This window comes from Bacillus cereus group sp. MYBKT14-1 (assembly GCF_051915185.1).
Classification (GTDB): domain Bacteria; phylum Bacillota; class Bacilli; order Bacillales; family Bacillaceae_G; genus Bacillus_A; species Bacillus_A cereus.
On sequence record NZ_JBQAEF010000001.1, the window covers coordinates 101119 to 124234 of the forward strand.

The window sequence follows — 23116 nt, forward strand, 5'->3', positions numbered from 1 at the left end:
GTTTTCACGTAAGCTTCTTTTTTATGTAAGTGTGTGTAACCGTTAAGCCGCATTGGGTTTTGTCGGTGAGTACGCGAAACTTTACGGTTACACGACACTTATTCATATGAGTAAAGGGTTATTCCAACAGAAAGTTTTAATTTAAGCGATTGGACCGCCTAAGTTAATAATGTCTTCAGATACGCTGTCGAACTTTTTGAAGTTAGCTTTGAATTCATTTGCAAGTTCGATTGCTTTTGCTTTGTAAGCAGCTTTATCAGCCCAAGTTTGTTCAGGCATTAACACTTCGTCAGGTACACCTGGTACGTGAAGTGGAACTTCAAGACCGAAGATATCATGTTTAGCTGTTTCAGTTTTTGCAAGTTCACCGTTTAATGCAGCTTGAATCATTGCACGAGTGTAACCTAAGTTCATACGTTTACCAACGCCGTATTCGCCACCAGTCCAGCCAGTGTTTACTAAGAATACTTTCGCATCGTGTTTCTCGATTTTTTCACCAAGCATTTCAGCGTAGCGAGATGCATCAAGTGGTAAGAATGGTGAACCGAAGCAAGTTGAGAATGTAGCTTGCGGAGAAGTAACGCCGCGCTCTGTTCCTGCTAGTTTACTAGTGTAACCACTTAAGAAATGATACATAGCTTGCTCTTTTGATAACTTACTGATTGGAGGCAATACGCCAGATGCATCAGCAGTTAAGAAAATAATTGTATTTGGGTGTCCAGCAACACTTGGCAGTACGATATTGTCGATCGCATGCATAGGGTATGCAGCACGAGTATTTTCTGTTAAAGTAGTATCGTTGTAGTCGGCGATACGTGTTTGGTCATTAATGATAACGTTTTCTAAAACAGATCCAAATGTGATTGCATCGAAAATTTGTGGTTCTTTCTCGTGTGAAAGGTTTACACATTTCGCGTAGCAACCGCCTTCAATATTGAATACACCGTTATCAGACCAACCGTGCTCATCATCACCGATTAATTTACGGTTTGGATCAGCAGATAATGTTGTTTTACCTGTTCCAGATAAACCGAAGAATAGTGCTACGTCGCCTTCTTCACCTACGTTTGCAGAGCAATGCATAGAAAGAATATCTTGTTCAGGTAGTAAGAAGTTCATAATAGAGAAGATTGATTTTTTCATTTCTCCAGCGTATTCTGTACCACCAATTAGTACAATACGTTTTTCGAATGAAACCATAATGAATGCTTCAGAGTTTGTACCGTCAACAGCTGGATCAGCTTTGAAGTTCGGTGCAGAAACAATTGTGAACCCTGACTCATGAGTTGTTAATTCTTCTTCAGTTGGACGAATGAATAATTGATGTACAAATAAATTGTGCCATGCATATTCATTAATAACTTGAATTGGTAGGCGGTAATTGCGGTCAGCGCCTGCAAATCCTTTGAAGACGAATAACTCTTCTTTTTCTTTTAAGTATTCTAAAACTTTAGTATATAATTTATTAAAATGTTCTTCAGAAATCGGTTGGTTTACAGCTCCCCAAGCAATTTTGTCAGCAACCGATGCTTCTTTCACAATAAATTTATCTTTAGGAGAACGTCCTGTATATTTTCCTGTTGAAGCAGAAACGGCACCAGTAGAAGTTAATTTCCCTTCATTTCGCATTAATACTTTTTCCACTAATTGCGGAACACTTAGTTGAATCTGTGCATTGCTTCCGTTCAATAATTCGTGTAAACCAATTTGGACATTCACAGTACTCATATTTATATACCATCCTTTTCATTTAATGAAATATTTCTCGTAATCCCCAACAAGAGTATAACACAATTATATAAATAATGTATACTATTTATTTCTTTTTGTTTGTGTGAATGCATTATTTCACTATTAATATTTCATTTCAGGCGTATTGAGAAAAACTTTCAGGAAAATGTGAATATTAATTGACAAATGAATATCATTTCTTTAGTATAGGTTGGGACGGATACTCTCTTATCCCGAGCTGGCGGAGGGACAGGCCCGATGAAGCCCAGCAACCTCACTTGTAGTGGTAAATACAGGTGAATAGGTGCTAAAACCTGTGCGAGGCTACAGGTCTCGAACGATAAGAGCGAAGGGCAAAAAGCAGTATGCAAGTAGCAAATTAAACCTTTCCTCTATGTAAAGTAGGAAAGGTTTTTCTGTATGCTTGTGTGGGAGAATAAATGTATGTCGCAGTTTGTGGCAAATTAAGGATGAGTTCCGTACAATATATACAATTACTGTAGGGAGGTTTACCACATGACAAAAAAACGTCATCTGTTCACATCTGAGTCTGTAACTGAAGGACATCCAGATAAAATTTGTGACCAAATTTCTGATTCAATTTTAGATGCGATCTTATCAAAAGACGCAAATGCACGTGTAGCTTGTGAAACAACTGTAACAACTGGTTTAGTATTGGTAGCGGGGGAAATTACGACTTCTACTTACGTAGATATTCCAAAAATCGTTCGTGAAACAATTCAAGGCATTGGTTACACACGCGCAAAATACGGATTCGATGCAGAAACTTGTGCAGTTTTAACATCTATCGATGAGCAATCTGCTGACATCGCTATGGGTGTTGACCAAGCGCTAGAAGCACGCGAAGGTCAAATGACTGACGCTGAGATTGAGGCAATTGGTGCAGGAGACCAAGGTTTAATGTTTGGTTTCGCATGTAATGAAACACAAGAGTTAATGCCACTTCCAATCTCGCTTGCTCACAAATTAGCTCGCCGTTTAACTGAAGTACGTAAAAATGATACATTATCATACCTACGTCCGGATGGAAAAACGCAAGTTACAGTTGAGTATGATGAAAATGGTAAACCAGTACGTGTTGATACTATCGTAATTTCTACACAACATCACCCAGATGTTACATGGGAAGAAATCGATCGCGACTTAAAAGAGCACGTAATTAAAGCTGTAGTACCAGCAGAATTAATCGATGGAGAAACGAAATTCTTCATTAACCCAACTGGCCGCTTCGTAATTGGTGGACCACAAGGTGATGCTGGTTTAACAGGACGTAAAATCATCGTTGATACTTACGGTGGATACGCTCGCCATGGTGGTGGTGCATTCTCTGGTAAAGATGCAACGAAAGTTGACCGTTCTGCAGCATATGCAGCTCGTTATGTTGCGAAAAACATCGTAGCAGCTGGTCTTGCTGAAAAAGCAGAAGTACAACTTGCATACGCAATTGGTGTAGCACAACCAGTATCAATTTCAGTTGATACATTCGGCACTGGTAAAGTATCTGAAGACGTATTAGTAGAACTAGTTCGTAACAACTTCGATCTTCGCCCAGCTGGTATTATTAAAATGCTAGACTTACGTCGCCCAATTTACAAACAAACAGCAGCTTACGGCCACTTTGGACGTACTGATGTAGATCTATCATGGGAACGTACAGACAAAGCAGCAGCTTTAAAAGAGCAAGCTGGTCTATAATATATGAAAAAAAGCTTTGCGCGGTGAGCGCAAAGCTTTTTTTATTTATAATTACGTTGGAATAAAGCGAAGAGTTCAATGTCATGCCAATTGCCATTGCGGAATATAGCTTCTTTACAAGTTCCTTCATGTTGAAAACCGAGTGATTTATATAATTTAATTGCTCTATCGTTAAAAGAAAATACTCGTAAAGAAAGGCGATGTAAATTTAATTCTAAAAATGCATAATCCAATAATAAGGTGAAAGCTTCCTTCCCATAACCTTGCCCCCAGTAACCCTTGTTACCAATATCAATAATACATTCAGCGTTTCGGTTATATGAATCAATATGAATTAAAGAAGTAATACCAATTGAAAGATGCGTAGATTTTTCTTCAATGATATAGCTCTTAGAGTCCGAAGAATGAATAAATTGCTGGCAAAGTTTTTCTGTGTCTTGAAGGGAATATTTATCAAGAGTGAGAGTGGTTGAACTCATAACGTCTATATCATTATGCCATTTATAATATGTTAGAATATCATCTTCGGAAAACTTTCGTAACTGGATACGGTTTGATTCAAACAATGTAAGTCCTCCTTTTGTATTTCCTTTTCACATGATTTACAAAGGATTGATTTCTTCTGGAACATATGTAATCAACCTTTCATTTGACGTGCTTTACCTGCGCAAAATGCACTGCTTAGTAAAAATAGCGTTGCGAATATAATACTTACTAATGTAGCGTATGGAATTGCGCCTTTTAGAGAAAAACCGACAGTGATGGAAGCGACGAATAAGAGGATAAATGTTGTTGTTAATTTTTTATAAAGTTCCATACTATGTAGACCTCCAATTTATTTTTTAGTACAAGTTTTAAAATTGAATTCTATTATGTAGAAAATATAAAGAGTAGCTAAAGATGTGTAGTCTAGGAGTATAAGAAAGGGCACTTTCCTTTTTGTGGGTTAGTATACTTATATTGTATCATGGCGCATGATTGGCTTCATACATAATTGTGTAAAGGTATGTATGATAAAATGAAGAAAAGTCTTTAAGAAAGGAAAGATAAAAAATGAGTGTAACTGAACATAAAAAACAAGCTCCAAAAGAAGTGCGTTGCAAGATCGTGACGATTTCCGATACACGTACGGAAGAAACAGATAAGAGCGGACAACTATTACATGAATTGTTAAAAGAAGCGGGACATAAAGTAACTTCTTATGAAATTGTAAAAGATGATAAAGAAAGTATTCAGCAAGCAGTGTTAGCTGGTTATCATAAGGAAGATGTAGATGTTGTATTAACAAATGGCGGTACTGGTATTACGAAACGCGATGTCACAATTGAAGCAGTATCAGCGTTATTAGATAAAGAAATTGTTGGATTTGGTGAGCTGTTCCGTATGATTAGTTATTTAGAAGATATCGGAAGCAGCGCAATGTTAAGTAGAGCGATTGGTGGTACAATTGGGCGCAAAGTAGTCTTCTCGATGCCAGGGTCTAGCGGAGCGGTTCGCCTTGCGATGAATAAATTAATTTTACCGGAATTAGGTCATATTACATTTGAGCTGCATCGCCAATGAGTAAGTATGCTGGAATTGTATTAGCAGGTGGTATGTCGAGTAGATTCGGTGAGCCGAAAGCGTTAGCAATTTGGAAGGGAACTACTTTTGTTGAGCATATTGTGAAAGTGATGGGAAATACTTTGCAAGACATTGTAGTAATTAGCCATGCTGATATAAAAGAGCGAGTAGAGCAATTCGTACAAGTACCTGTTATAGAAGACATTCCGCACTATAAAGGGAATGGACCGCTGGCCGGCATTGTATCAGGAATGGAATACATAGAAGCAGATTGGTACGCTATTATGCCTTGCGATGCACCAAACGTGTCGCATGAATGGTTTACCATTTTACTAGAGCAAACGAACAATGAATATGATGCGGTTGTACCTATTATTAATGGAAGAAAACAACCGCTACTTGCGGCGTATCATAACCGCGTGAAAGAAAAGATTTATGCTTTACTTCAGGAAGAAAAAAGAAGTATGGGGCAGCTTTTATCACAATGTAATGTGAAGTATGTTTCTGGAGAAGATGTACAAGCGAATGCGGATTGGTTTATAAATGTAAATACGAAAGAAGAATATGTGCAGGCTCAAAAAGACCTTTCAAATGAATGAAAGGTTTTTTTGATATACAGAATTGGGGAACAATTGCTGTATAAAGGTATGTGAGTGAGTTGATTTTAAGGGGAATTCTTAAAATCATTATACAGTTAAAACACTGTATAACCATATATTAATTTTTATGGGTTTTTATTACAAGTCTGTTTAGTTATGTTTATTTTTGATATAATTAATATAGAAATAAAACAATGCTTAACCTTATGTATCATTTATTAAACTAAAATTTATGACCATGTAATAAACTCCCTTCGTTTTTTGAAGGGAGTTTTTCTATTTAAGCAAGCAACTCTGATGCGTTATGCTGAAGGACTTCTTCATATTGGTTAAGCAAGCCACGAAAGACCTCATCCCAGCTCTTTGATTTCGCAAAAGAGGAAGATTCTATTCCCATCTGCTCAAGTTTTTCTTCATTTTGTAATAAAAAATAAATGGATGATAGAAATGCATCTTCATTTTTAGGCGGACAAAGAACTCCCGTTTTTCCATCTGTAATAATATTTTTAACCCCGCCACTATTTGCACCAATAACAGGTGTACCGCATGCGAGTGATTCAAGTACGACATTTCCGAATGTTTCAGTAGCTGATGGAAACACCATTATGTTAGAACAAGCATATGCTTCAGCTAAATCCCCGCCTTGTAAATAGCCAGTAAAAGTGATATTTGTTTTCGGAACAGCTTCACGTAAACTTGTTGCTAGAGGACCGTCTCCTGCGATGAGCCAATGAATATCGTTTCGAGTATGTGCTGTTTTAACGATAAGGTGTTGCAGCGTATCAATATCTTTTTCAGGAGCAATTCGTCCAACATAGGAAAGGACATACTTCGCTGTAATATTATATTTTTTTCGGAATAGGTCTGTATTGTAAGCTGGATGAAAGAGTGTGCAATCTACACCACGTCCCCATATAGAGAGGGTCTGAAAGCCTTTATTTTTTAATTGATGTAATGTTTCAAAGGAAGGTACAAAATTTTTTTGCATATGACTATGAAACCATTTTAAATAGTTCCAAAGCATATTGGAGAGGAATTCGATTTTGTAATAACGTAAATAGGCATCGAAATCAGTATGATAAGAACCGACAACTGGGATGTTTAACTTTTTTGCATAATACAATCCACAAAGTCCCATGTTGAAAGGTGTGGCAATGTGAATAATGTCAGGTTTAAAGGAAAGTAGTTCCCGTTTAATACGCGGAGTAGGAAAAGAAAAACGACATTCTGGATATAATATTGTTAACGGGATACTTCTCATCTTATTCACATTCGCTACAAAATTATCTTCAGCTGTATGCTGAGGGGCGAAAACAGAATAGGCGATCTGTTCTTTCTGAAAATATCGTGTTAATCGCTCTAACGTTTTCGCAACCCCGTTAACTTGTGGCGTAAAAGTATCGGTAAAAATGGCGACTCTCATCATATCACTCCTTTATGTGAAAAGTGGGATGAATTGATAAAAAGAGATGATGCCAGAGCAAGTGCCAAGGCACATACCGACGAATACATCTGACGGATAGTGAAGTCCTAAATAAATACGTGAAATACCGACGCATAATGCTAACGGTAATAGGAAAGCAAGTAAGCTTGGATTATAGCAAATAAATGGAATGAAGACAGAGAAAACGGCTGTTGTATGACCAGACGGGAAAGAGTGGTCTTTTAATGGATGGACTGGATATTTTGCATCCTGAATTGTTAAATAAGGACGTTTTCGTGGATACCATCTTTTTAATATTTGTACAGGAATATGGCTAATTGCTAAAGAAATAGCAGTTGCAATTGCTGCTTGATGTAAAGTACCTTTTGCAAAAATTAAAAAGAAAAGTGTGAGTGCGATGGAGAAAGTCGCGCCACCGATATGAGTAATATTGCTGAAAAAGATATTTAATGTTTTTTGATCAAAGTAGCGATTAATTCCTTTGAAAATGTAACATTCTATTTTATATAATCCACTGACCTTCATGAAAATTCTCCTCCCTCGTTTACATATATATGGAGATATTAGCTTTTATTTTAATAAGATTTTGTTGAGGGAGTAATAATGTTTTGTAAAGAAAAAGTTAGTTTTTATATAAAAAAAGCTGCCAATCTTATGGCAGCGGAAATTTACTTCTGTAATGATTTATAATATTGACCTTTTTCAACGTATTGCGTGCGAATACGATCCATATCTTTACGGTCTTCTTCTGTTAATTCACGAATGACTTTCGCGGGACGACCGAAAGCTAACGTGTTTGGTGGAATTTTCTTTCCTTGTGAAACGAGGCTTCCAGCGCCGATAAAAGCTCCTTCGCCAATTTCAGCACCATCTAATATAATGGATCCCATTCCAATTAAAGCATCTTTTTTAATATGACAACTATGTAAAATAACTTGATGCCCAACTGTAACATCATCTTCTAAGATAAGAGGATACTGAGGGCTTTGGTGGAGTGTACATTGGTCTTGTACATTTACTCGGTCTCCAATGATCGTTGGTGACACATCACCACGGATGACTGTATTAAACCAAATACTTGATTCCTCGCCAACGTAAACATCGCCTGTAATCGTAACATAGTCAGCGATAAAAGCACTACTCGCAATTTTCGGTTTTTTTTCTTTGTAAGGATATATCATGTAAAGTCTTCCTTTCCTAGAGACTAGTTTTAGTGTATCAAATTATGAGAAAGAGTGAAATGGAGGAGAGCCGTATGTGGAATTATGAAGCGGAGGAAGCAAAGGCTGTCATTGTTATTGTGCACGGCGCAATGGAATATCACGGACGTTACGAAGCCGTTGCGGAAATGTGGAATCATATCGGCTACCACGTCGTGATGGGGGATCTTCCGTCACATGGAACGACTTCAAGAAATAGAGGACATATTGATTCATTTGATGAATACATAGAGGAAGTTAAACTATGGGTGAAAGAAGCAAGAAAGTATAGGTTACCTATTTTTCTATTCGGTCATAGTATGGGTGGTCTTATTGTCATTCGTATGATGCAAGAAACGAAGAGAGAAGATGTAGAGGGTATTATTTTGAGTTCGCCTTGTTTAGGGGTAGTGACTGGACCCTCTGCTCCGCTTCAATTTGCTTCAAAAATATTAAATGTTGTGGCTCCAAAATTGCAATTTGCAACGAATCTTACGGTGGAAATGTCAACACGTAACCACGAAGTGAGAGATGCAATGGAGAATGATTCTTTGTTCTTGCGCAAAGTATCAGTACGTTGGTATAGTGAATTGATTAAGTCTATCGAAATTGCTCATAAAAAAATAGATGATTTTCCAGATGTTCCGCTCTTGCTAATGCAAGCTTGTGAGGATAAACTTGTAGATAAAACACGTGTCCGCACTTGGTTTGATAATGTTAAAATAAGTGATAAGGCTTTTAAAGAATGGCCGAATTGTTATCACGAGTTATTAAATGAGTATGAGCGTGATGAAATTTTGAGTTATATTCAGTCATTTACTGAAATGCATGTCAATAATATAGTAAAAACAAACAAATAAATCATTATTTGTACATTTAATAGAGGAGATGAAGGAAGAAGTGAACGTACCGAGTAATCCCATAACGCTCATGGCGAAAGTATACCGTGATGTGTTTCCGGTTGTACACCATGAGCTAGCGATGTGGAAAGAGCGTGCCTACCATATTCCGAATGATGAGCTTCATAGTCAGGCAATCGCAAGTATTGAGCATAAAACGTTTCATTGTGAGGGCGGTGGCATTTTAGCTCTGCTAGCAAATGAACACCGAGAAGAATGTATTCGTTTTATCGTAGCGTATCAAACGATCAGCGACTATTTAGATAATTTATGTGATCGCAGTACATCACTTGATCCAAATGATTTTGCCGCACTGCATGAATCGATGTTAATGGCATTATCACCTGAAGTAGAAGGTGGCGGTAATTATTATCGTTATCGTGATGATCAAGATGATGGTGGTTATTTAGATGAACTTGTTGAAACATGCCAAGATGTTTTAAAGAAAACGAAGCACTATGACAAAATTGCTCCTGTTCTTCATGAACTTGCTTGTTATTATTGTGATTTGCAAATTCATAAACATGTGAAATTAGAAGAAAGAGAGCCGCGCCTGAAAAATTGGTTTGAAGCACATAAAGAAAACTTACCTGAGATGAGTTGGTTTGAATTTTCAGCATGTGCCGGTTCTACACTTGGAATTTTCTGTCTTGTAGCATATGCATTTCATGATGAATTACATGATGAAGATATTGCGAAAATTAGACAAGGGTACTTCCCTTACGTACAAGGACTTCATATCTTACTTGATTATTTCATTGATCAAGAAGAAGACCGCGCCGGCGGGGATTTGAATTTCTGTAGTTATTATGAAAACGAGCAAGCAATATTAGATCGTATGAAACACTTTGTAGAAGAAGCAGAGAAGAGCATTGGTGATTTGCCTCATGCGAAGTTTCATCGCCTTATAAGCCGAGGATTACTTGGTATTTATTTATCAGATCAAAAAGTATCAGCACAAAAGAATATGCACAAAATGGCACGGCGCATTGTAAAGTACGGAGGCCTCACTTCACGATTCTTCTATTGGAACGGGAAGATGTACCGAAAGAAAACAGCGCAGTGATGAAGAAAACCACTCATGTAGAGTGGTTTTCTTTTCATTATGATCGTATTTTTAAAAATACATATATAAGAAGTTCAATTGCAAAAATAACTAAAACAGATAGTCCAAATAAAGGCATGACAGCGCCTAGTATCACCATCATGATAAAGAAAACGAATATACTTTTCTTATCTCTTTGTTTTGGAGGTGCTGCTAATTTTCCTTTCGGCTTTCTTGCTAACCACATTTTTATTCCGTAATAAATGAGAAGTAGTAGAGATAATGTCGTTAGTAAGCATAATATTTTATTTGGCCATCCGAATAAATGTCCTTCATGAAGCGGGATACCGTAAGTGAACCATTGTGCAAGTAATCCATAATCACGATAGTCCGTTTTTGAAATGAGCTCCCCGCTATATTGGTCAAAGTAAGCTGTTATCTCTTCATTTGGTGCAACATGCATACCTGTAATACCAGAACCGCTCGATTTCGAAACAGTGAATACACCTTTCGGATCAGCTGGTAGTGAAATAACATATGGCTTCTTTATTTCAATTCCTTTTTGTAATTCATCGACAGAAATTGCTTTCGGTTCATTTGAATTTGATTCAGGCGGAGCTTCTTTTCTTGTTGCCCACGGCAATTCTTTTACCTTTGATTCAGGCGGAGCCATGTACAATTTTGGATATCCGAGTGATTCATTTGACGATGCGATTTTATAAATTTGGTTCCCCATAAATCCTGACCATGGCAATCCAGATGCGACTAGCAGAAAGAGAGGAATTGTAAATATAATACCGATAATAGAATGACGTCTTTTTGCTTTTTCTCGCTTATTGGATGATGGTGTGTTTTTGAATTGTCGTATACTCATGTACAATCCGGTTACGATTAAAAAGATTGTCCAGCATGCTGCAAGTTCTACAGTATAGTTAACGATAGTGCCACCAACTAAAAGAGAACTATGTAATTCCCTCATTATATTGGCAAACGTTTCACTTGCATTTTGATCCCCAATAATTTGATTATTGCTGTCTAAATACACATATTTTTGTTGCCCAGTATACTCATTTGCAATGGTAAGTCTCGTATTATAATCCCCATTAAACTCACTAATTTTCGCCACGCTATAATGTGGATATTTTTTCTCTGTTAAGGAAATAGAATCAGACATCGAAATAGATTCTGTTTGAGCACTCTTCCCAAAATATAAATCTTTATAGATGAAATCTTCAACTTCCTCCCGAAATAAATACCCAATTCCGCTCAGTGACAACGTAATAAGAAGCGGCGTAATAAAAAGCCCAGCATAAAAATGCCAACGCCAAAAAATGTAATGAAGCGAACGATTTACTTTCATACTTTCAGTTCCCCTAACCTTCCCTATATGAATAACTACTTATTTAATATAGCGAGATTAAGTGTGATTACTTTGAAAGAATTGTGAAGAAAGTTAAAAGTTTGTGGGGTTTTTATTAAACATAAAACACATTTTAGAAGGAGTGTTTTCTATGTTTATGAAGATCTCTTTATATTTGATAAGTACATCCGAACAACCGCTTTCGCAAGACATTGAGAAGAATCAACAAAATTCTCGCTAGCCACAACATTCAAATCAGTACATGCGATAATTGCGGTATCTACTTCATCCTTCAACTGCCCAACGAGCGCGCTCCATAATTTGCGAGCTTTTTCAACTTCTCCGCTTTTAATATACGTAATAATTTGATTAATCATCGTTTGCCATTTTTCATAATGAATGTATTCTATATTCCGTTTTGCAATCCCGTCTTGATAAATACCGGATTGAACAGTTGCTTCTGTTGCGAGAAGAGCGACTCTTTTTGTATTTTCAGGAATTGCTTGTAACGTTTCATCGACTATATTTAAAATCGGGATAGAAAGCGAACGCTGTAATTCTTCAAAATAAAGATGCGCCGTATTGCACGGCATAGCGATAAAGCTTACGCCAGTACTTTCAAGTTTTTGTGCTCCTTCAATAATCGCTTTTTTCATCGCTTCGTGATCAATAGGGCGATCCATGTAAAACGGTGTTGGGCACGAGTAAATCATCATATGAGGAAAGTCCATATCATGCTTTGCTCCGTATATTGTTTGGCACTTTGCTACAACTGTATCGACGAATGGCCCAGTTGATTTTGGTCCCATTCCTGCTAGTATTCCGATCATTATTTCGTCTCCTTTAAGAATGTTTATATCCATTATATAGGAGAATAACAAAAAGACGTGCAATGAATGCACGTCTTTTTTTGTTATGTTTTGTCGAACAATCGATATATCCGAGAAATCGTTGATATATTGTAAGTTATGATAGATATATCGAAAAAATCGTTGATATATCCCGAGTTACGATAGATATAATTGAAAAATCGTTGATATATTATCGCTTCTCAATCGCCACAATAAATGGCGGGTTATTTTGTTGATTAATGAAGCCGTATCGCAGTACGTGTGCTTGTTTTTGGTCTAGTTCTTCGGCAAATTTGAGAACAGCGTCGCGTTCTACTTGTCCTTCTGGATGTCCGTGGTAAATGACAAGGACGATGATACCTTCAGGTGCCATTACTTCTAATAATTGTTCGATCGCTGAGATTGTTGAGTTCGGTTTTGTAACGATATACTTGTCTCCGCCTGGAAGGTAACCTAAGTTGAAAATTGCGCCTGTTACTTTTCCTTTTGCATCTTCTGGTAATACGGATAGAAGTGTATCGTGACTATCGTGAACTAAAACAGTACGTTCGAAAAGTTCTTTTTCTTTTAGACGAGTTGTTGAGCTTTCAATTGCCTCTTTTTGAATATCAAATCCAAATACTTTTCCGTTATCTCCAACGATTTCAGCTAGGAAGCAAGTGTCATGCCCATTGCCGAGTGTTGCATCTACAGCGTAATCGCCTTCTTTTACTGCTGTTTGCAAGAGAGTGCGAGCAAACGGTAATACACGTTCTAATTTCATTTTTGTTTCTCCTCATTTGCATATTTTCCTTGCCAGCTTCCGCGGCGTACAAATTCTGCATCGATGGAATTTAATACTTCCCATTTATTTAAGCTCCACATTGGGCCAATCATTAAATCAGGTGGACCGTCACCTGTGATACGGTGCACAATTACGTCTTCTGGAATCATTTCAAGTTGGTCAACAACGAGACTTACGTAATCCTCAAGAGAAAGGAACTCGAGTTGTCCTTTTTCATATTGCTTCACCATTGGCGTTCCTTTTAATAAGTGAAGTAAGTGGATTTTAATTCCTTGTACGTCAAGCTTCGCTACTTCACGAGCTGTTTCCATCATCATGTCGTAATCTTCAAGTGGAAGGCCGTTAATAATATGAGAACAAACTCGAATGCCGTGCTTACGTAATTTATTTACACCTTCCACATAAGAAGGATAATCGTGAGCACGATTAATAAGATTTGCAGTACGTTCATGGACGGTTTGTAGTCCGAGTTCAACCCAAAGGTAAGTGCGTTTATTTAAGTCCGCTAAATATTCAACAACATCGTCCGGTAAACAATCTGGACGAGTCGCAATAGAAAGACCGACAACGTCTTTTTCTGCTAGAAGCGGTTCGAATTTTTCTTTTAACACTTCAAGTGGTGCATGTGTATTTGTGTATGCCTGGAAATAAGCGATACATTTTCCATCTTTCCACTTTGAGCGCATTTTTTCTTTCATTTCATGATATTGCGTTATAACATCATCGCGGCGATCGCCAGCGAAGTCACCAGATCCAGCAGCACTGCAAAATGTACAACCGCCATAAGCAACTGTACCGTCACGGTTCGGGCAATCAAAGCCAGCATCTAATGAAACTTTAAAGATTTTTTCACCAAATTCATTTCGTAAATGATAATTCCATGTATGATAACGTTTATTGTCGTTTGTATATGGAAAAGGGTTTTGAACCTTCATTACTTTCCCTCCTAAGCCGAGTCAAAATGAAACAAAATCCATTATAACATACTCATAAGGTTCAGATGGAAGGGACACACTAAAGGGGAATTGAAGCAAGGAGGGACAATTATGGCAGAGCGTCAATCACTTGAATCGTATATTACACAAGCGGAACAAGCGGTGGAATATGCGAAAGAACAATTAGATCTTGGTATGAGACAAGAGCATTACAATACGATGGAGTATTCAGATGCACAGTTACAATTGGAACAAGCGTATAACGATTTACAAACGATGCAACAACATGCGAATGATGAGCAACGTGAGCAGTTAAATAGAGCACGTATGGCAATTCGCCAATTGCAACATCAAATGATTATTACACCGCACTAATAAGGAGTGAATGTAATGGCGAAACGTTCAGATCAAAATAACCCAGAGCAAAAAACACAAAATGGACATAACGCTGAATTTTCGAATGAACTTGATCCGATTGTTCAAGTGAAACAGCGTAACAGTAAAAAAGGACAACCTCAAAGATCAAAGCAATCAGAGTAAACCAGGTCGCAATATGACCTGGTTTTGTTTTGTTATATGACAATAATGTAAGATTCCTGTAAGGTTTGCCGATAGTTGTAAGCTTACTTTTCCAGTAGAGTAAGGGAGGATTAAATTTTGGACAAGGAGCTGCTTTATGGGGAACAATATTATAAACAAGCGAATTGATGAGTTAGATTACATTCGTGGCTTCGCATTACTGGGGATTATTTTAGTAAATATTTTAGCACTACTTAATATTAAAACTCCAGATCCTAATACAGTAGATGCTAGCTATCAAAGGTTTCTATACTTATTTGTAGAAGGTCGTTTCTTCTCGATTTTCTCATTCTTATTTGGAGTGGGATTCTATATCTTCATTACAAGAGCGATTGCGAAAGGGAAAAATGGATATGTTCTATTTTTCCGCCGCGTAGTTGCATTATTTATTTTTGGTTTGATTCATTACATGTTTCAGCCTGGAGAAGCGTTAACGTTATATGCAATTTGCGGATTAATCGTTTTACCGTTTTATAAAGCGAAAAAACAAGTGAACTTAGTAATTGGTCTTATTTTGACAATAGCCTTTAGTGTAATGGGTGTTAAAGAACTATTACCACTTGGTTTAATTTTATTAGGTCTTGCTGCAGGACAATATCGTGTATTTGAAAATCTTTCAAAAAACATAAAGCAAGTCGCTATTTTTACAGGCATTATGTTTGTTTTAAGTGTCATAGCTGTATGGTATCAATATGGGCACGTTCCTGCTGATCCATTTGTAAATATGATACTTATGAATGAGGATGGAACAATGGACGCTGCAAGCCAATTTTTAAAAATTGGTGTTACAGTGGGACCAATTATTTCAGCTTTCTATGTTGGAGCATTAATTTTATTACTTCAATTAAAACCAGTTCAAACATTGTTAGCACCACTGAAATATTATGGCCGAATGGCTTTAACGAATTATATTGGACAAACTGCAATGATTTTAATTGCAGGCAGTGTATTTAACTTTGCAGAAAACTTAACTTACATGCAGACTTTATATGTATGTATTGCAATTTATGCAATTCAAATTGTGTTTAGTGTAATTTGGATGAAAATCTTTAAAATGGGTCCATTAGAATGGATTTGGCGAGTTGTTACGTATTGGACGGTAACACCTTTAAAGAAATAAAGAGAGAAGTGGGCTGTTCCTTTTGTGGAGCAGCCTATTTTTATTTTCCGCTTTTGTAGTTGCGCCGATATATTTGAAAAATCGCCGATATAATTTCATTTACCGATTCGATATGTCACTAATATTCAAAGTAGTAAAAGCCAAACTTACACGCCCACCTTCTTTATATTACAAAAGTGTAAGGTAAATGTAATGTTAACAAATAGCAGTTCACCTCCAAAAGGCGCAAAATAGGTAATGGAAAAACAAGCGTAGGAGGATATATATGACGAAACCAGTTGTAGACGTGAAAAACGTTCAAAAAGTGTACGGTAAAAAAGGTGAGAACCAATCACACGCGTTAAAAGGTGTGTCATTCTCAATTCAAGAGGGTGAGTTTGTTGGAATTATGGGACCATCTGGTTCTGGTAAAACGACATTATTAAATGTAATTTCAACATTAGATAAAGCAACGGGCGGCGTTGTTGAAATTGCGGGTACGGATATTACAAAAATGAAGCAAGGTGAGCTTTCTGATTTCCGTTCACAAAAGTTAGGATTCATCTTCCAAGACTTTAACTTATTAGAGAACTTATCTATTTATGAAAACATTGCACTTCCACTCTCTCTTCAAGGTGTCGCATCACGTAACATTGGACCAAAAGTCGAGAAAGTAGCGGATATGTTAGGGATTACAGAAATACTTCAAAAGTACCCATCTGAAGTATCTGGTGGGCAAAAGCAACGTTCGGCAGCAGCGCGTGCTTTAGTGCATGAGCCGGCAATTATTTTAGGGGACGAGCCAACAGGAGCGCTTGATTCTAAAAATGCAACGAGTTTACTTGATGCGATGACAAACTTAAATAAAGATCAAGGCGTATCTATTATGATGGTTACACATGATCCGTACAGTGCAAGTTACTGTCAGCGTATTTTATTCATTCAAGATGGTGAGCTATATAAAGAAATTCACCGCGGCGGTACACGTGAAGAGTTTTATAAAGAAATTTTAGATGTGCTTGCGGACTTAGGCACACAAAAAGCGTAAGAAGGGAGGTTCTAGAGCATGTTATTTAAACTTTCCATGTCAGGGCTAAAAAGTAAGCTGAAAGATTATATCGTCTTACTTGTTGGTCTTGTCATGTCCATTTCAATTTTTTATATGTTTCAAACATTAGCGTTAAACGAGGCCTTCCTTAAGGAAAATTCTACTATTGGTCAAATTGGATTTGTATTCCAAGCAGGTTCATTTTTACTAGCTATTATAACGTTCTTCTATATTTTGTATGCGAACTCTTTCTTACTATCTCTTCGTCAAAAAGAGTTTGGTATGTATATGATGTTAGGAGCAAAAAAGCATAAAGTTACATTACTTATGTTTATTGAGACAATTGTATTAGGCGCCGCGTCTCTTGCAATTGGAATTGCAGTTGGTGTAGGACTTGCAGAAGGTATCGGTCAATTATTAATGAAACAATTAGAATTTGCTGGTGAAGGCTATAAAGCATTTTATCTGCCATCTATGACTGTTACGTGCATCTTCTTCTTTGCACTATTTGTATTATCGGCAATTATGAACAGTATTAAATTATCACGTATTTCTGTCCTGCAACTTGTACATGCAGACGCACAAACAGAACGTGTTGCAGTAAAAGGAAAAATGACAGGTGTAGTTGCATTCCTTGCGGTTATTTTATTAGGAATGGGCTATGCATCAATGATTTACATGGAAAAACTAAGAGAAATGGGAATCCTTATTGCATTAATTACAACAACAGCTGGTACTTACATGTTATTTGGATCACTTCTCCCAGTCATTATTAAAAAGTTAAAAAGTAATAAAAAGCGTAGTGAAAAAGGACTTAACGCTTTTACATTTGCACAATTAAATTTCCGTATTAATAGTTTAACGAAGGTGCTTGCGACGGTAGCAATGTTAGTTGCGCTCGGAGCTGGTGCAATTTCAGGCGGTATGGCGTTTAAAAATAACGTTATAAAAATGGTTGATGGATTTGAAATTTATGATTCAGTAGTTCATAATCCAACGGCTGAAGAAAAGAAAATTTTAAATGGTATTACATTTAAAGAGAAAAATGAATATCGTTACAAAATCGATGATAAATACGTTTACTATGTAAAAGAGGATTTAGAGAAAAATCGTCCTGTAATAAGAGATATGGAAAATATGAAGTCGATGAAGGATGGCGTGAAAACGAAAAAAGTCTCAAAGGAACTACCAGTAGGTGCAGTTGCTAGAGAAATGAATGAAAAAGATGCGAATGCGAAAGAACTTCCACAAGAATGGGACGAGGCTTTCAGAACAATCCAACCATTCTATGTACATCAGGATCATGCAATTAAAATTGTAAATCAAAAAATGTACGATGAGATAAATGGTAAAGAAGGTATAGCATTTATCGGAAAAGTAGATGATTTCTTAACATATGAAAAAGAATGGAAAAAAATTGACGAGTTGCAACTAGATAAATATAAAAATGTAAAAGCTGAACAAATGAATAGTAAACATCAAATGTATGACATGTTCTACGGCTTTGCGAGCGGAACAGTGTTTATGGGATTCTTCCTTGGAATTGCGTTCTTAGCAATGATGGCAAGCTGTCTTATGTTTAAAATTCTTTCTGGTGCATCAAAAGATATTACGCGTTATCAAATGCTCCGTAAAATCGGTGTGCGCCGTGAGTTATTAACGAAATCGATTTATAAAGAGTTATTCTTAGTATTCTTATTCCCAGCAATTGTGGGTATCGCTCACGTATTAGTTGGTATGAATATTTTCGGATTTATTTTAATCGATCCGTACTTCCGTATTTGGGTACCAATCGTAATTTTCGTAGTTATTTATGCGATTTATTACTTCATTACAGTTCAATTGTATAAAGGAATTGTTCTTCCGAAAGAAGATTAATAATAAAAACCGAGCAAAAACGCTCGGTTTTTATTATTTTCAGAAAAAACACTTTAATGTTACTGATATATATAATATAATGCAAGTAAGTAACGTAATATAAAAGTAGAAGTAGCTGTATAAGGAAAGGAGGAATCCAATCTGTAGAAAGAAGCTGAACTTTTATCCCCACATTTTTTACCGCAACGTATTTATACAATCGTAAGTTTCCACATTGAAAGTTTTCAGAACCACCTGAGTATATTGTGAAAATAATGGATAACACATGGAAATCTCATAGCATGATAAGGTAAAATGGACAACATAATGAGAAAATTACCGTTCGTAAGATGAGGAGAATACATGTATGGAAGTTGTAGAGGCATTAAAAGATATAAGCCAAATTGAGGCTATGAAAAAATATTTAAAAGAGCACTCCCAGCGAGATTATCTTTTATTTGTTATTGGAATTAACACAGGATTAAAAATTACAGAGCTACTTAGTATGAAATTTGAAGATGTATTAAATGAAGACGGGACTGTTAAAGAGTTTTATACTCTTCCTGTGAAAGATGAAAAATTTAAACAAGATATTTATTTAAATACAAAAGTAAAAAAAGCGCTTTTAGATTACGTACAATCTATTGACGTTAAAAGAGAAAATTACGTATTTCAATCTAATAAAACGCCAAATTCAATTACGCGCCAACAAGCGTATCGTGTAATCCATAATGCTGCAGAAGCAGTTGGAGTTGTTGGTAAAATCGGAACAAATTCAATGCGAAAAACGTTTGGATTTCATGCGTACAAAAGAGGGATAGCGATTGCGTTATTGCAAAAACATTTCCATCACGCGACTCCATCAGAGACGCTAAAGTATTTAGGTATCTCAAAGGATGAGCCCTTTAAAACGGAGATTGATGTCGATTTATAAAAGCCGTAACTAAAAAATTAGGAGGCGGAAAATATGAATATTAGAGAGAGTGAACTGCCGGGCATTGGATGTAAGTTTGAAGTGATTACAAAAGGTAATGAAAAGATGGTTATCGTTATTCATGATGATGGCCGAAGAGAAATGTACCATTTTGATGCTGATCATGAGGAGAGTATTTCAAGCGTCTCTCTTCGTGATTCCGAAGCGAGACAAATTGCAGCTATATTGGGCGGAATGGTATATAGACCACAAGCTTTAGATACGATTGAAATGGCTTTTGAAGGATTATCAATTGAGTGGTTTAAGGTGGAAAATAATGCACCAGTCGTACAAAAAACAATTGGTAGTTTACATGTCCGAAACACATATAACGTAACGATCATTGCCATTTTGAAAAAGAATATGAAGAAGTTCTTTAATCCAGGCCCAGATTCTATCATTGAGGCTGGCGATATGCTGGTATTATCAGGCGAAAGACATGAAGTAAAAAGAATTATTAATGAGTTGCTTTCAGTAGGAGGGGATTCATAATCGATGGATACTTTAATCTTTGAAGTTGGAACTGCGTTAGTATTAGTCGCTTTTGCAGCTATTCTCGCTGCAAAGTTAAAGTTCTCGATTATTCCGTTTCTCATAATACTTGGCATGCTAGTGGGTCCCCATGCCCCAGATTTAGGGCTGATTGATTTAAAATTTATTGAAAGTGGAGAAGTTATTTCCTTCCTCGGCCGTGTTGGCGTTATATTCCTCTTATTCTATTTAGGCTTAGAATTCTCAATTAAAAAGTTAATTAAATCAGGAAAATCAATTGCTTTTGGGGGAACTGTTCATATATCGCTTAATTTTATATTAGGTTTACTTTACGGATATATAATGGGTTTCCCCTTATTAGAAACATTAATTATTGCTGGGATCATAACAATTTCATCGAGTGCAATTGTTGCGAAAGTAATTGTTGATTTAAGAAGATCTGGTAATAAAGAGACGGAGCTAATTTTAGGAATCATTATGTTTGATGATATCTTTTTAGCCGTATATTTATCAGTCGTTTCAGGATTAGTACTAGGAGGGGCAACGTCATTTGTAGGTGCTCTTACATCTATTTTAATCGCAGTAGGGTATATGCTACTATTCTTTGTAGTTGCTAGAAAAGCTACACGATTTTTAAATAAAATGTTAGATATTTCGTCCAATGAAATTTTTATTATCGTAATATTCGCTATTTTATTCTTTGTAGCAGGATTTTCAGAAACGATTCATGTCGCAGAGGCGATTGGAGCCTTATTATTGGGGCTCGTCTTTTCTGAAACAGAGCATAGTGATCGAATTGAACAGCTCGTTGTTCCGTTTCGTGATTTCTTTGGAGCTATATTCTTTTTCAGCTTCGGTTTAAGTATAGACCCATTTTCACTTGGAGGAGCAGTGTGGTTGGCGTTAGGAGCAGTTTTCATTACTCTTATCGGTAATTTTACTGCTGGAATGTTTGCGGGTCGTAAAGCTGGGTTATCGCATAAGGCTTCTACGAATATCGGTTTAACACTTGTATCACGCGGAGAATTTTCCATTATCGTCGCGAATATTGGAATTGCGGGCGGCTTAATGGCAACGATTAAACCATTCTCAGCTTTGTATGTTTTAATATTGGCATCGTTAGGACCTTTGTTAACGAAAGAATCTGGGAGAATATATTCCTTATTAGATAAAATATTTAAATGGAGCGCTAAAGAACGTGCGAAGCGAGAAAAAGAAGTTGGATAGTATAAAGTAGGGAGACTGCATGAACTTCATGCAGTCTCCCTTTATTTATATATTGTTACTGATGTCGTTTTTTGTCGGTAAGTCGATATATTTTAATAATCGCTGATATAATCCAAGAAGCAACCAATATAATTTCATTTACCGAAGAGCCATTATCTGAATTTCATCAACTATTAATCAGTTGCCTTCCTATTTAAAAACGACTACAATTTTACTGTTATATATATGAACGAAAAAAATAGAATAGGAGGGGAAACTATGCCAAGGAAAGTATGGCTATTAGTAGCTGGGATGATTATTAATGTCACGGGTGCTTCTTTTTTATGGCCTTTTAATACAATTTATTTGCATGATCACCTAGGAAAATCTTTATCTGTGGCCGGAATGGTATTAATGATCAATTCGCTTACTGGTGTAATCGGAAACTTGCTCGGCGGTGTTTTATTTGATAAATGGGGCGGTTATAAATCAACTTTAGTAGGGATTGTGATTACACTTGTATCGATTTTAGGTCTTGTGTTCTTCCACGGTTGGCCGTTATATGTTGTGTGGCTAGCGTTAATCGGCTTCGGTTCTGGAATGGTCTTCCCATCGATGTATGCGATGGTTGGTACGGTTTGGCCAGAAGGCGGAAGACGGGCATTTAATGCGATGTACGTTGGACAAAATGTTGGTATTGCGATCGGAACAGCATGTGGTGGATTAGTTGCATCGTATCGTTTTGATTATATTTTCTTAGCGAATTTTATTTTATACTTTGTTTTCTTTTTAATTGCTTTTATTGGATTCCGCGGTATGGAAGACAAGAAAGAGCCAGGAGTGCAAAAAGAAGTCGAAACGAAAAAAGGGTGGTCACTTACACCTGGATTTAAAGCACTTCTTATCGTGTGTGTAGCATATGCTTTATGCTGGGTTACATACGTACAGTGGCAAGGAGCGATTGCAACACATATGCAAGAATTGAATATTAGCCTTCGTCACTATAGTTTACTATGGACGATAAACGGAGCGATGATTGTTTGTGCGCAACCACTTGTTAGTATGCTAATTCGTTGGATGAAGCGTTCTTTAAAACAGCAAATTATGATTGGGATTTTCATTTTTGCGGCGTCATTCATTGTGTTAAGTCAAGCGCAGCAATTTACGATGTTCCTCGTTGCGATGGTAACATTAACAATTGGTGAGTTATTTGTATGGCCTGCGGTTCCAACGATTGCAAATATACTTGCACCAAAAGATAAATTAGGATTTTATCAAGGTGTCGTAAATAGTGCGGCGACTGTAGGGAAAATGTTCGGACCGGTCGTTGGCGGAGCAATTGTGGATTTATACAATATGGAAGTATTGTTTATAGCAATCATGGTAATGCTTGTAGTAGCGCTTATAGCAACGAGCATTTATGATAAACGAGTAAAAGTAGAAGAAACAGTTGAAGAAAAAATTGCAGTTTAGTTTGACGGAACATGTAACATGTTTTAGAATATATTTAAATAAAACAACCTTTAGAACAAGGGAGATAGCTCGGCTGTCTTAAGATGAATTCGTTAGTTATTAAGAGTAACGATTAACCGAGAAGTCCTCGCTTTAAGTAAGCTCTTAAGAGATACTAGGTGAAGGATAGTTCACTTAACTTATATGTGTAATAACAGTGAGAAGGAGTAGTAGTAATAGAAGCTGGTTTAGAGAGTTGACGGTCGGTGCAAGTCAATCCACGT

General features: G+C 36.7%; 24 protein-coding genes, 1 riboswitch and 1 other annotated feature (1 of these 26 cut by a window edge). Of the genes, 14 read left to right on the forward strand and 10 right to left on the reverse strand.

Going from position 1 to position 23116, the window contains the following annotated elements:
• Positions 1 to 141: 141 nt before the first annotated feature.
• Positions 142 to 1728, reverse strand: coding sequence for a phosphoenolpyruvate carboxykinase (ATP) (pckA, locus tag ACTFO4_RS00635; protein WP_000108815.1), 1587 nt, complete (start codon positions 1726 to 1728; stop codon positions 142 to 144).
• A gap of 228 nt (positions 1729 to 1956) precedes the next feature.
• Positions 1957 to 2078: riboswitch (SAM riboswitch) on the forward strand.
• A gap of 169 nt (positions 2079 to 2247) precedes the next feature.
• Here pckA and metK point away from each other — a divergent pair.
• Positions 2248 to 3447, forward strand: coding sequence for a methionine adenosyltransferase (gene metK, locus ACTFO4_RS00640; RefSeq protein WP_000163125.1), 1200 nt, complete (start codon positions 2248 to 2250; stop codon positions 3445 to 3447).
• 41 nt (positions 3448 to 3488) lie between these two features.
• On the opposite strand, the gene ACTFO4_RS00645 is transcribed toward metK, so the two are convergent.
• Entirely contained in the window at positions 3489 to 4013 is a 525-nt protein-coding gene (locus ACTFO4_RS00645; RefSeq protein WP_017656642.1) for a GNAT family N-acetyltransferase, read from the reverse strand.
• 71 nt (positions 4014 to 4084) lie between these two features.
• Positions 4085 to 4264, reverse strand: a complete 180-nt coding sequence (locus tag ACTFO4_RS00650) for a hypothetical protein (protein WP_000424805.1) — start codon at positions 4262 to 4264, stop codon at positions 4085 to 4087.
• Between the two features lie 236 nt (positions 4265 to 4500).
• On the opposite strand from ACTFO4_RS00650, the gene ACTFO4_RS00655 reads away from it, so the two are divergent.
• Together ACTFO4_RS00655 and ACTFO4_RS00660 are read left to right on the forward strand one after the other, a co-directional pair.
• The gene (locus tag ACTFO4_RS00655; RefSeq protein WP_000117124.1) at positions 4501 to 5010 is read left to right on the forward strand and encodes a MogA/MoaB family molybdenum cofactor biosynthesis protein; all 510 of its coding nucleotides are present in this window, start codon (positions 4501 to 4503) and stop codon (positions 5008 to 5010) included.
• The gene (locus tag ACTFO4_RS00660) at positions 5007 to 5609 is read left to right on the forward strand and encodes a molybdenum cofactor guanylyltransferase (protein ID WP_017674391.1); all 603 of its coding nucleotides are present in this window, start codon (positions 5007 to 5009) and stop codon (positions 5607 to 5609) included. Before ACTFO4_RS00655 ends, ACTFO4_RS00660 begins: the two co-directional genes overlap by 4 nt.
• 280 nt (positions 5610 to 5889) lie before the next feature.
• Here the strand turns inward: ACTFO4_RS00660 and ACTFO4_RS00665 are convergent, their stop codons facing one another.
• The 3 genes from ACTFO4_RS00665 to ACTFO4_RS00675 all read right to left on the reverse strand — a co-directional run bounded on the left by ACTFO4_RS00665 (position 5890) and on the right by ACTFO4_RS00675 (position 8234).
• Complete coding sequence (locus tag ACTFO4_RS00665) at positions 5890 to 7032, reverse strand: glycosyltransferase family 4 protein (protein ID WP_001261642.1); 1143 nt, start codon at positions 7030 to 7032, stop codon at positions 5890 to 5892.
• Between the two features lie 12 nt (positions 7033 to 7044).
• Positions 7045 to 7578 carry a phosphatase PAP2 family protein gene (locus ACTFO4_RS00670; protein WP_000868582.1) on the reverse strand — a complete coding sequence of 178 codons (534 nt, stop codon included), beginning with the start codon at positions 7576 to 7578 and terminating at the stop codon, positions 7045 to 7047.
• 143 nt (positions 7579 to 7721) lie between these two features.
• Positions 7722 to 8234, reverse strand: a complete 513-nt coding sequence (locus ACTFO4_RS00675) for a gamma carbonic anhydrase (RefSeq protein WP_017674390.1) — start codon at positions 8232 to 8234, stop codon at positions 7722 to 7724.
• A gap of 74 nt (positions 8235 to 8308) precedes the next feature.
• Between ACTFO4_RS00675 and ACTFO4_RS00680 the strand changes: the two genes are divergently transcribed.
• Both ACTFO4_RS00680 and ACTFO4_RS00685 read left to right on the forward strand, forming a co-directional pair.
• Positions 8309 to 9112, forward strand: a complete 804-nt coding sequence (locus ACTFO4_RS00680) for an alpha/beta hydrolase (RefSeq protein WP_000267421.1) — start codon at positions 8309 to 8311, stop codon at positions 9110 to 9112.
• A 40-nt stretch (positions 9113 to 9152) separates the two neighbouring features.
• On the forward strand, positions 9153 to 10217 hold the full coding sequence (locus ACTFO4_RS00685; RefSeq protein ID WP_001102460.1) for a tetraprenyl-beta-curcumene synthase family protein: 1065 nt from the start codon (positions 9153 to 9155) through the stop codon (positions 10215 to 10217).
• 37 nt (positions 10218 to 10254) lie between these two features.
• Here ACTFO4_RS00685 and ACTFO4_RS00690 read toward each other — a convergent pair whose 3' ends face one another.
• The 4 genes from ACTFO4_RS00690 to ACTFO4_RS00705 all read right to left on the reverse strand — a co-directional run bounded on the left by ACTFO4_RS00690 (position 10255) and on the right by ACTFO4_RS00705 (position 14126).
• Positions 10255 to 11556, reverse strand: coding sequence for a PepSY-associated TM helix domain-containing protein (locus tag ACTFO4_RS00690; RefSeq protein WP_061457791.1), 1302 nt, complete (start codon positions 11554 to 11556; stop codon positions 10255 to 10257).
• A 155-nt stretch (positions 11557 to 11711) separates the two neighbouring features.
• Positions 11712 to 12386, reverse strand: a complete 675-nt coding sequence (locus tag ACTFO4_RS00695) for an aspartate/glutamate racemase family protein (RefSeq protein WP_410987717.1) — start codon at positions 12384 to 12386, stop codon at positions 11712 to 11714.
• Positions 12387 to 12597: 211 nt separating this feature from the next.
• Positions 12598 to 13170, reverse strand: coding sequence for a class I SAM-dependent methyltransferase (locus ACTFO4_RS00700; protein ID WP_440013281.1), 573 nt, complete (start codon positions 13168 to 13170; stop codon positions 12598 to 12600).
• Entirely contained in the window at positions 13167 to 14126 is a 960-nt protein-coding gene (locus ACTFO4_RS00705; RefSeq protein WP_000868035.1) for a TIGR01212 family radical SAM protein, read from the reverse strand. The genes ACTFO4_RS00700 and ACTFO4_RS00705 overlap by 4 nt, the downstream gene beginning before the upstream one ends.
• A 111-nt stretch (positions 14127 to 14237) precedes the next feature.
• Here ACTFO4_RS00705 and ACTFO4_RS00710 point away from each other — a divergent pair, with 111 nt between their 5' ends.
• The 9 genes from ACTFO4_RS00710 (at position 14238) to ACTFO4_RS00750 (ending at position 22853) form a co-directional block, all read left to right on the forward strand.
• Entirely contained in the window at positions 14238 to 14501 is a 264-nt protein-coding gene (locus ACTFO4_RS00710) for a YtzC family protein (protein ID WP_000840865.1), read from the forward strand.
• 15 nt (positions 14502 to 14516) lie between these two features.
• The gene (locus tag ACTFO4_RS00715; RefSeq protein WP_001129341.1) at positions 14517 to 14666 is read left to right on the forward strand and encodes a hypothetical protein; all 150 of its coding nucleotides are present in this window, start codon (positions 14517 to 14519) and stop codon (positions 14664 to 14666) included.
• A 136-nt stretch (positions 14667 to 14802) separates the two neighbouring features.
• Positions 14803 to 15825: a DUF418 domain-containing protein gene (locus ACTFO4_RS00720; RefSeq protein WP_440013278.1), complete on the forward strand. Its 1023-nt coding sequence runs from the start codon at positions 14803 to 14805 to the stop codon at positions 15823 to 15825.
• Positions 15826 to 16090: 265 nt separating this feature from the next.
• Positions 16091 to 16852 (forward strand): ABC transporter ATP-binding protein, encoded by a 762-nt coding sequence (locus ACTFO4_RS00725; RefSeq protein ID WP_000165837.1) that lies wholly within the window; start codon positions 16091 to 16093, stop codon positions 16850 to 16852.
• An 18-nt stretch (positions 16853 to 16870) separates the two neighbouring features.
• Positions 16871 to 18730 carry an FtsX-like permease family protein gene (locus ACTFO4_RS00730; protein ID WP_061457787.1) on the forward strand — a complete coding sequence of 620 codons (1860 nt, stop codon included), beginning with the start codon at positions 16871 to 16873 and terminating at the stop codon, positions 18728 to 18730.
• A 346-nt stretch (positions 18731 to 19076) separates the two neighbouring features.
• Positions 19077 to 19643 (forward strand): tyrosine-type recombinase/integrase, encoded by a 567-nt coding sequence (locus tag ACTFO4_RS00735; RefSeq protein WP_000454211.1) that lies wholly within the window; start codon positions 19077 to 19079, stop codon positions 19641 to 19643.
• Between the two features lie 33 nt (positions 19644 to 19676).
• Positions 19677 to 20174 carry a cation:proton antiporter regulatory subunit gene (locus ACTFO4_RS00740; protein WP_001026053.1) on the forward strand — a complete coding sequence of 166 codons (498 nt, stop codon included), beginning with the start codon at positions 19677 to 19679 and terminating at the stop codon, positions 20172 to 20174.
• Positions 20175 to 20177: 3 nt separating this feature from the next.
• Entirely contained in the window at positions 20178 to 21401 is a 1224-nt protein-coding gene (locus tag ACTFO4_RS00745; RefSeq protein ID WP_416809581.1) for a cation:proton antiporter, read from the forward strand.
• Between the two features lie 258 nt (positions 21402 to 21659).
• Complete coding sequence (locus ACTFO4_RS00750) at positions 21660 to 22853, forward strand: MDR family MFS transporter (protein ID WP_001137561.1); 1194 nt, start codon at positions 21660 to 21662, stop codon at positions 22851 to 22853.
• A 187-nt stretch (positions 22854 to 23040) separates the two neighbouring features.
• Positions 23041 to 23116: a binding site (T-box leader), on the forward strand (it continues 144 nt past the right edge of the window).

Coding starts and splice junctions, on each gene's coding strand:
- pckA (WP_000108815.1), bottom strand. CDS start 1,728: ATGAGTACTGTGAATGTCCAAATTGGTTTACACGAATTATTGAACGGA.
- metK (WP_000163125.1), top strand. CDS start 2,248: ATGACAAAAAAACGTCATCTGTTCACATCTGAGTCTGTAACTGAAGGA.
- ACTFO4_RS00650 (WP_000424805.1), bottom strand. CDS start 4,264: ATGGAACTTTATAAAAAATTAACAACAACATTTATCCTCTTATTCGTC.
- ACTFO4_RS00655 (WP_000117124.1), top strand. CDS start 4,501: ATGAGTGTAACTGAACATAAAAAACAAGCTCCAAAAGAAGTGCGTTGC.
- ACTFO4_RS00660 (WP_017674391.1), top strand. CDS start 5,007: ATGAGTAAGTATGCTGGAATTGTATTAGCAGGTGGTATGTCGAGTAGA.
- ACTFO4_RS00665 (WP_001261642.1), bottom strand. CDS start 7,032: ATGAGAGTCGCCATTTTTACCGATACTTTTACGCCACAAGTTAACGGG.
- ACTFO4_RS00670 (WP_000868582.1), bottom strand. CDS start 7,578: ATGAAGGTCAGTGGATTATATAAAATAGAATGTTACATTTTCAAAGGA.
- ACTFO4_RS00675 (WP_017674390.1), bottom strand. CDS start 8,234: ATGATATATCCTTACAAAGAAAAAAAACCGAAAATTGCGAGTAGTGCT.
- ACTFO4_RS00680 (WP_000267421.1), top strand. CDS start 8,309: ATGTGGAATTATGAAGCGGAGGAAGCAAAGGCTGTCATTGTTATTGTG.
- ACTFO4_RS00690 (WP_061457791.1), bottom strand. CDS start 11,556: ATGAAAGTAAATCGTTCGCTTCATTACATTTTTTGGCGTTGGCATTTT.
- ACTFO4_RS00695 (WP_410987717.1), bottom strand. CDS start 12,386: ATGATCGGAATACTAGCAGGAATGGGACCAAAATCAACTGGGCCATTC.
- ACTFO4_RS00700 (WP_440013281.1), bottom strand. CDS start 13,170: ATGAAATTAGAACGTGTATTACCGTTTGCTCGCACTCTCTTGCAAACA.
- ACTFO4_RS00705 (WP_000868035.1), bottom strand. CDS start 14,126: ATGAAGGTTCAAAACCCTTTTCCATATACAAACGACAATAAACGTTAT.
- ACTFO4_RS00710 (WP_000840865.1), top strand. CDS start 14,238: ATGGCAGAGCGTCAATCACTTGAATCGTATATTACACAAGCGGAACAA.
- ACTFO4_RS00715 (WP_001129341.1), top strand. CDS start 14,517: ATGGCGAAACGTTCAGATCAAAATAACCCAGAGCAAAAAACACAAAAT.
- ACTFO4_RS00720 (WP_440013278.1), top strand. CDS start 14,803: ATGGGGAACAATATTATAAACAAGCGAATTGATGAGTTAGATTACATT.
- ACTFO4_RS00725 (WP_000165837.1), top strand. CDS start 16,091: ATGACGAAACCAGTTGTAGACGTGAAAAACGTTCAAAAAGTGTACGGT.
- ACTFO4_RS00730 (WP_061457787.1), top strand. CDS start 16,871: ATGTTATTTAAACTTTCCATGTCAGGGCTAAAAAGTAAGCTGAAAGAT.
- ACTFO4_RS00735 (WP_000454211.1), top strand. CDS start 19,077: ATGGAAGTTGTAGAGGCATTAAAAGATATAAGCCAAATTGAGGCTATG.
- ACTFO4_RS00740 (WP_001026053.1), top strand. CDS start 19,677: ATGAATATTAGAGAGAGTGAACTGCCGGGCATTGGATGTAAGTTTGAA.
- ACTFO4_RS00745 (WP_416809581.1), top strand. CDS start 20,178: ATGGATACTTTAATCTTTGAAGTTGGAACTGCGTTAGTATTAGTCGCT.
- ACTFO4_RS00750 (WP_001137561.1), top strand. CDS start 21,660: ATGCCAAGGAAAGTATGGCTATTAGTAGCTGGGATGATTATTAATGTC.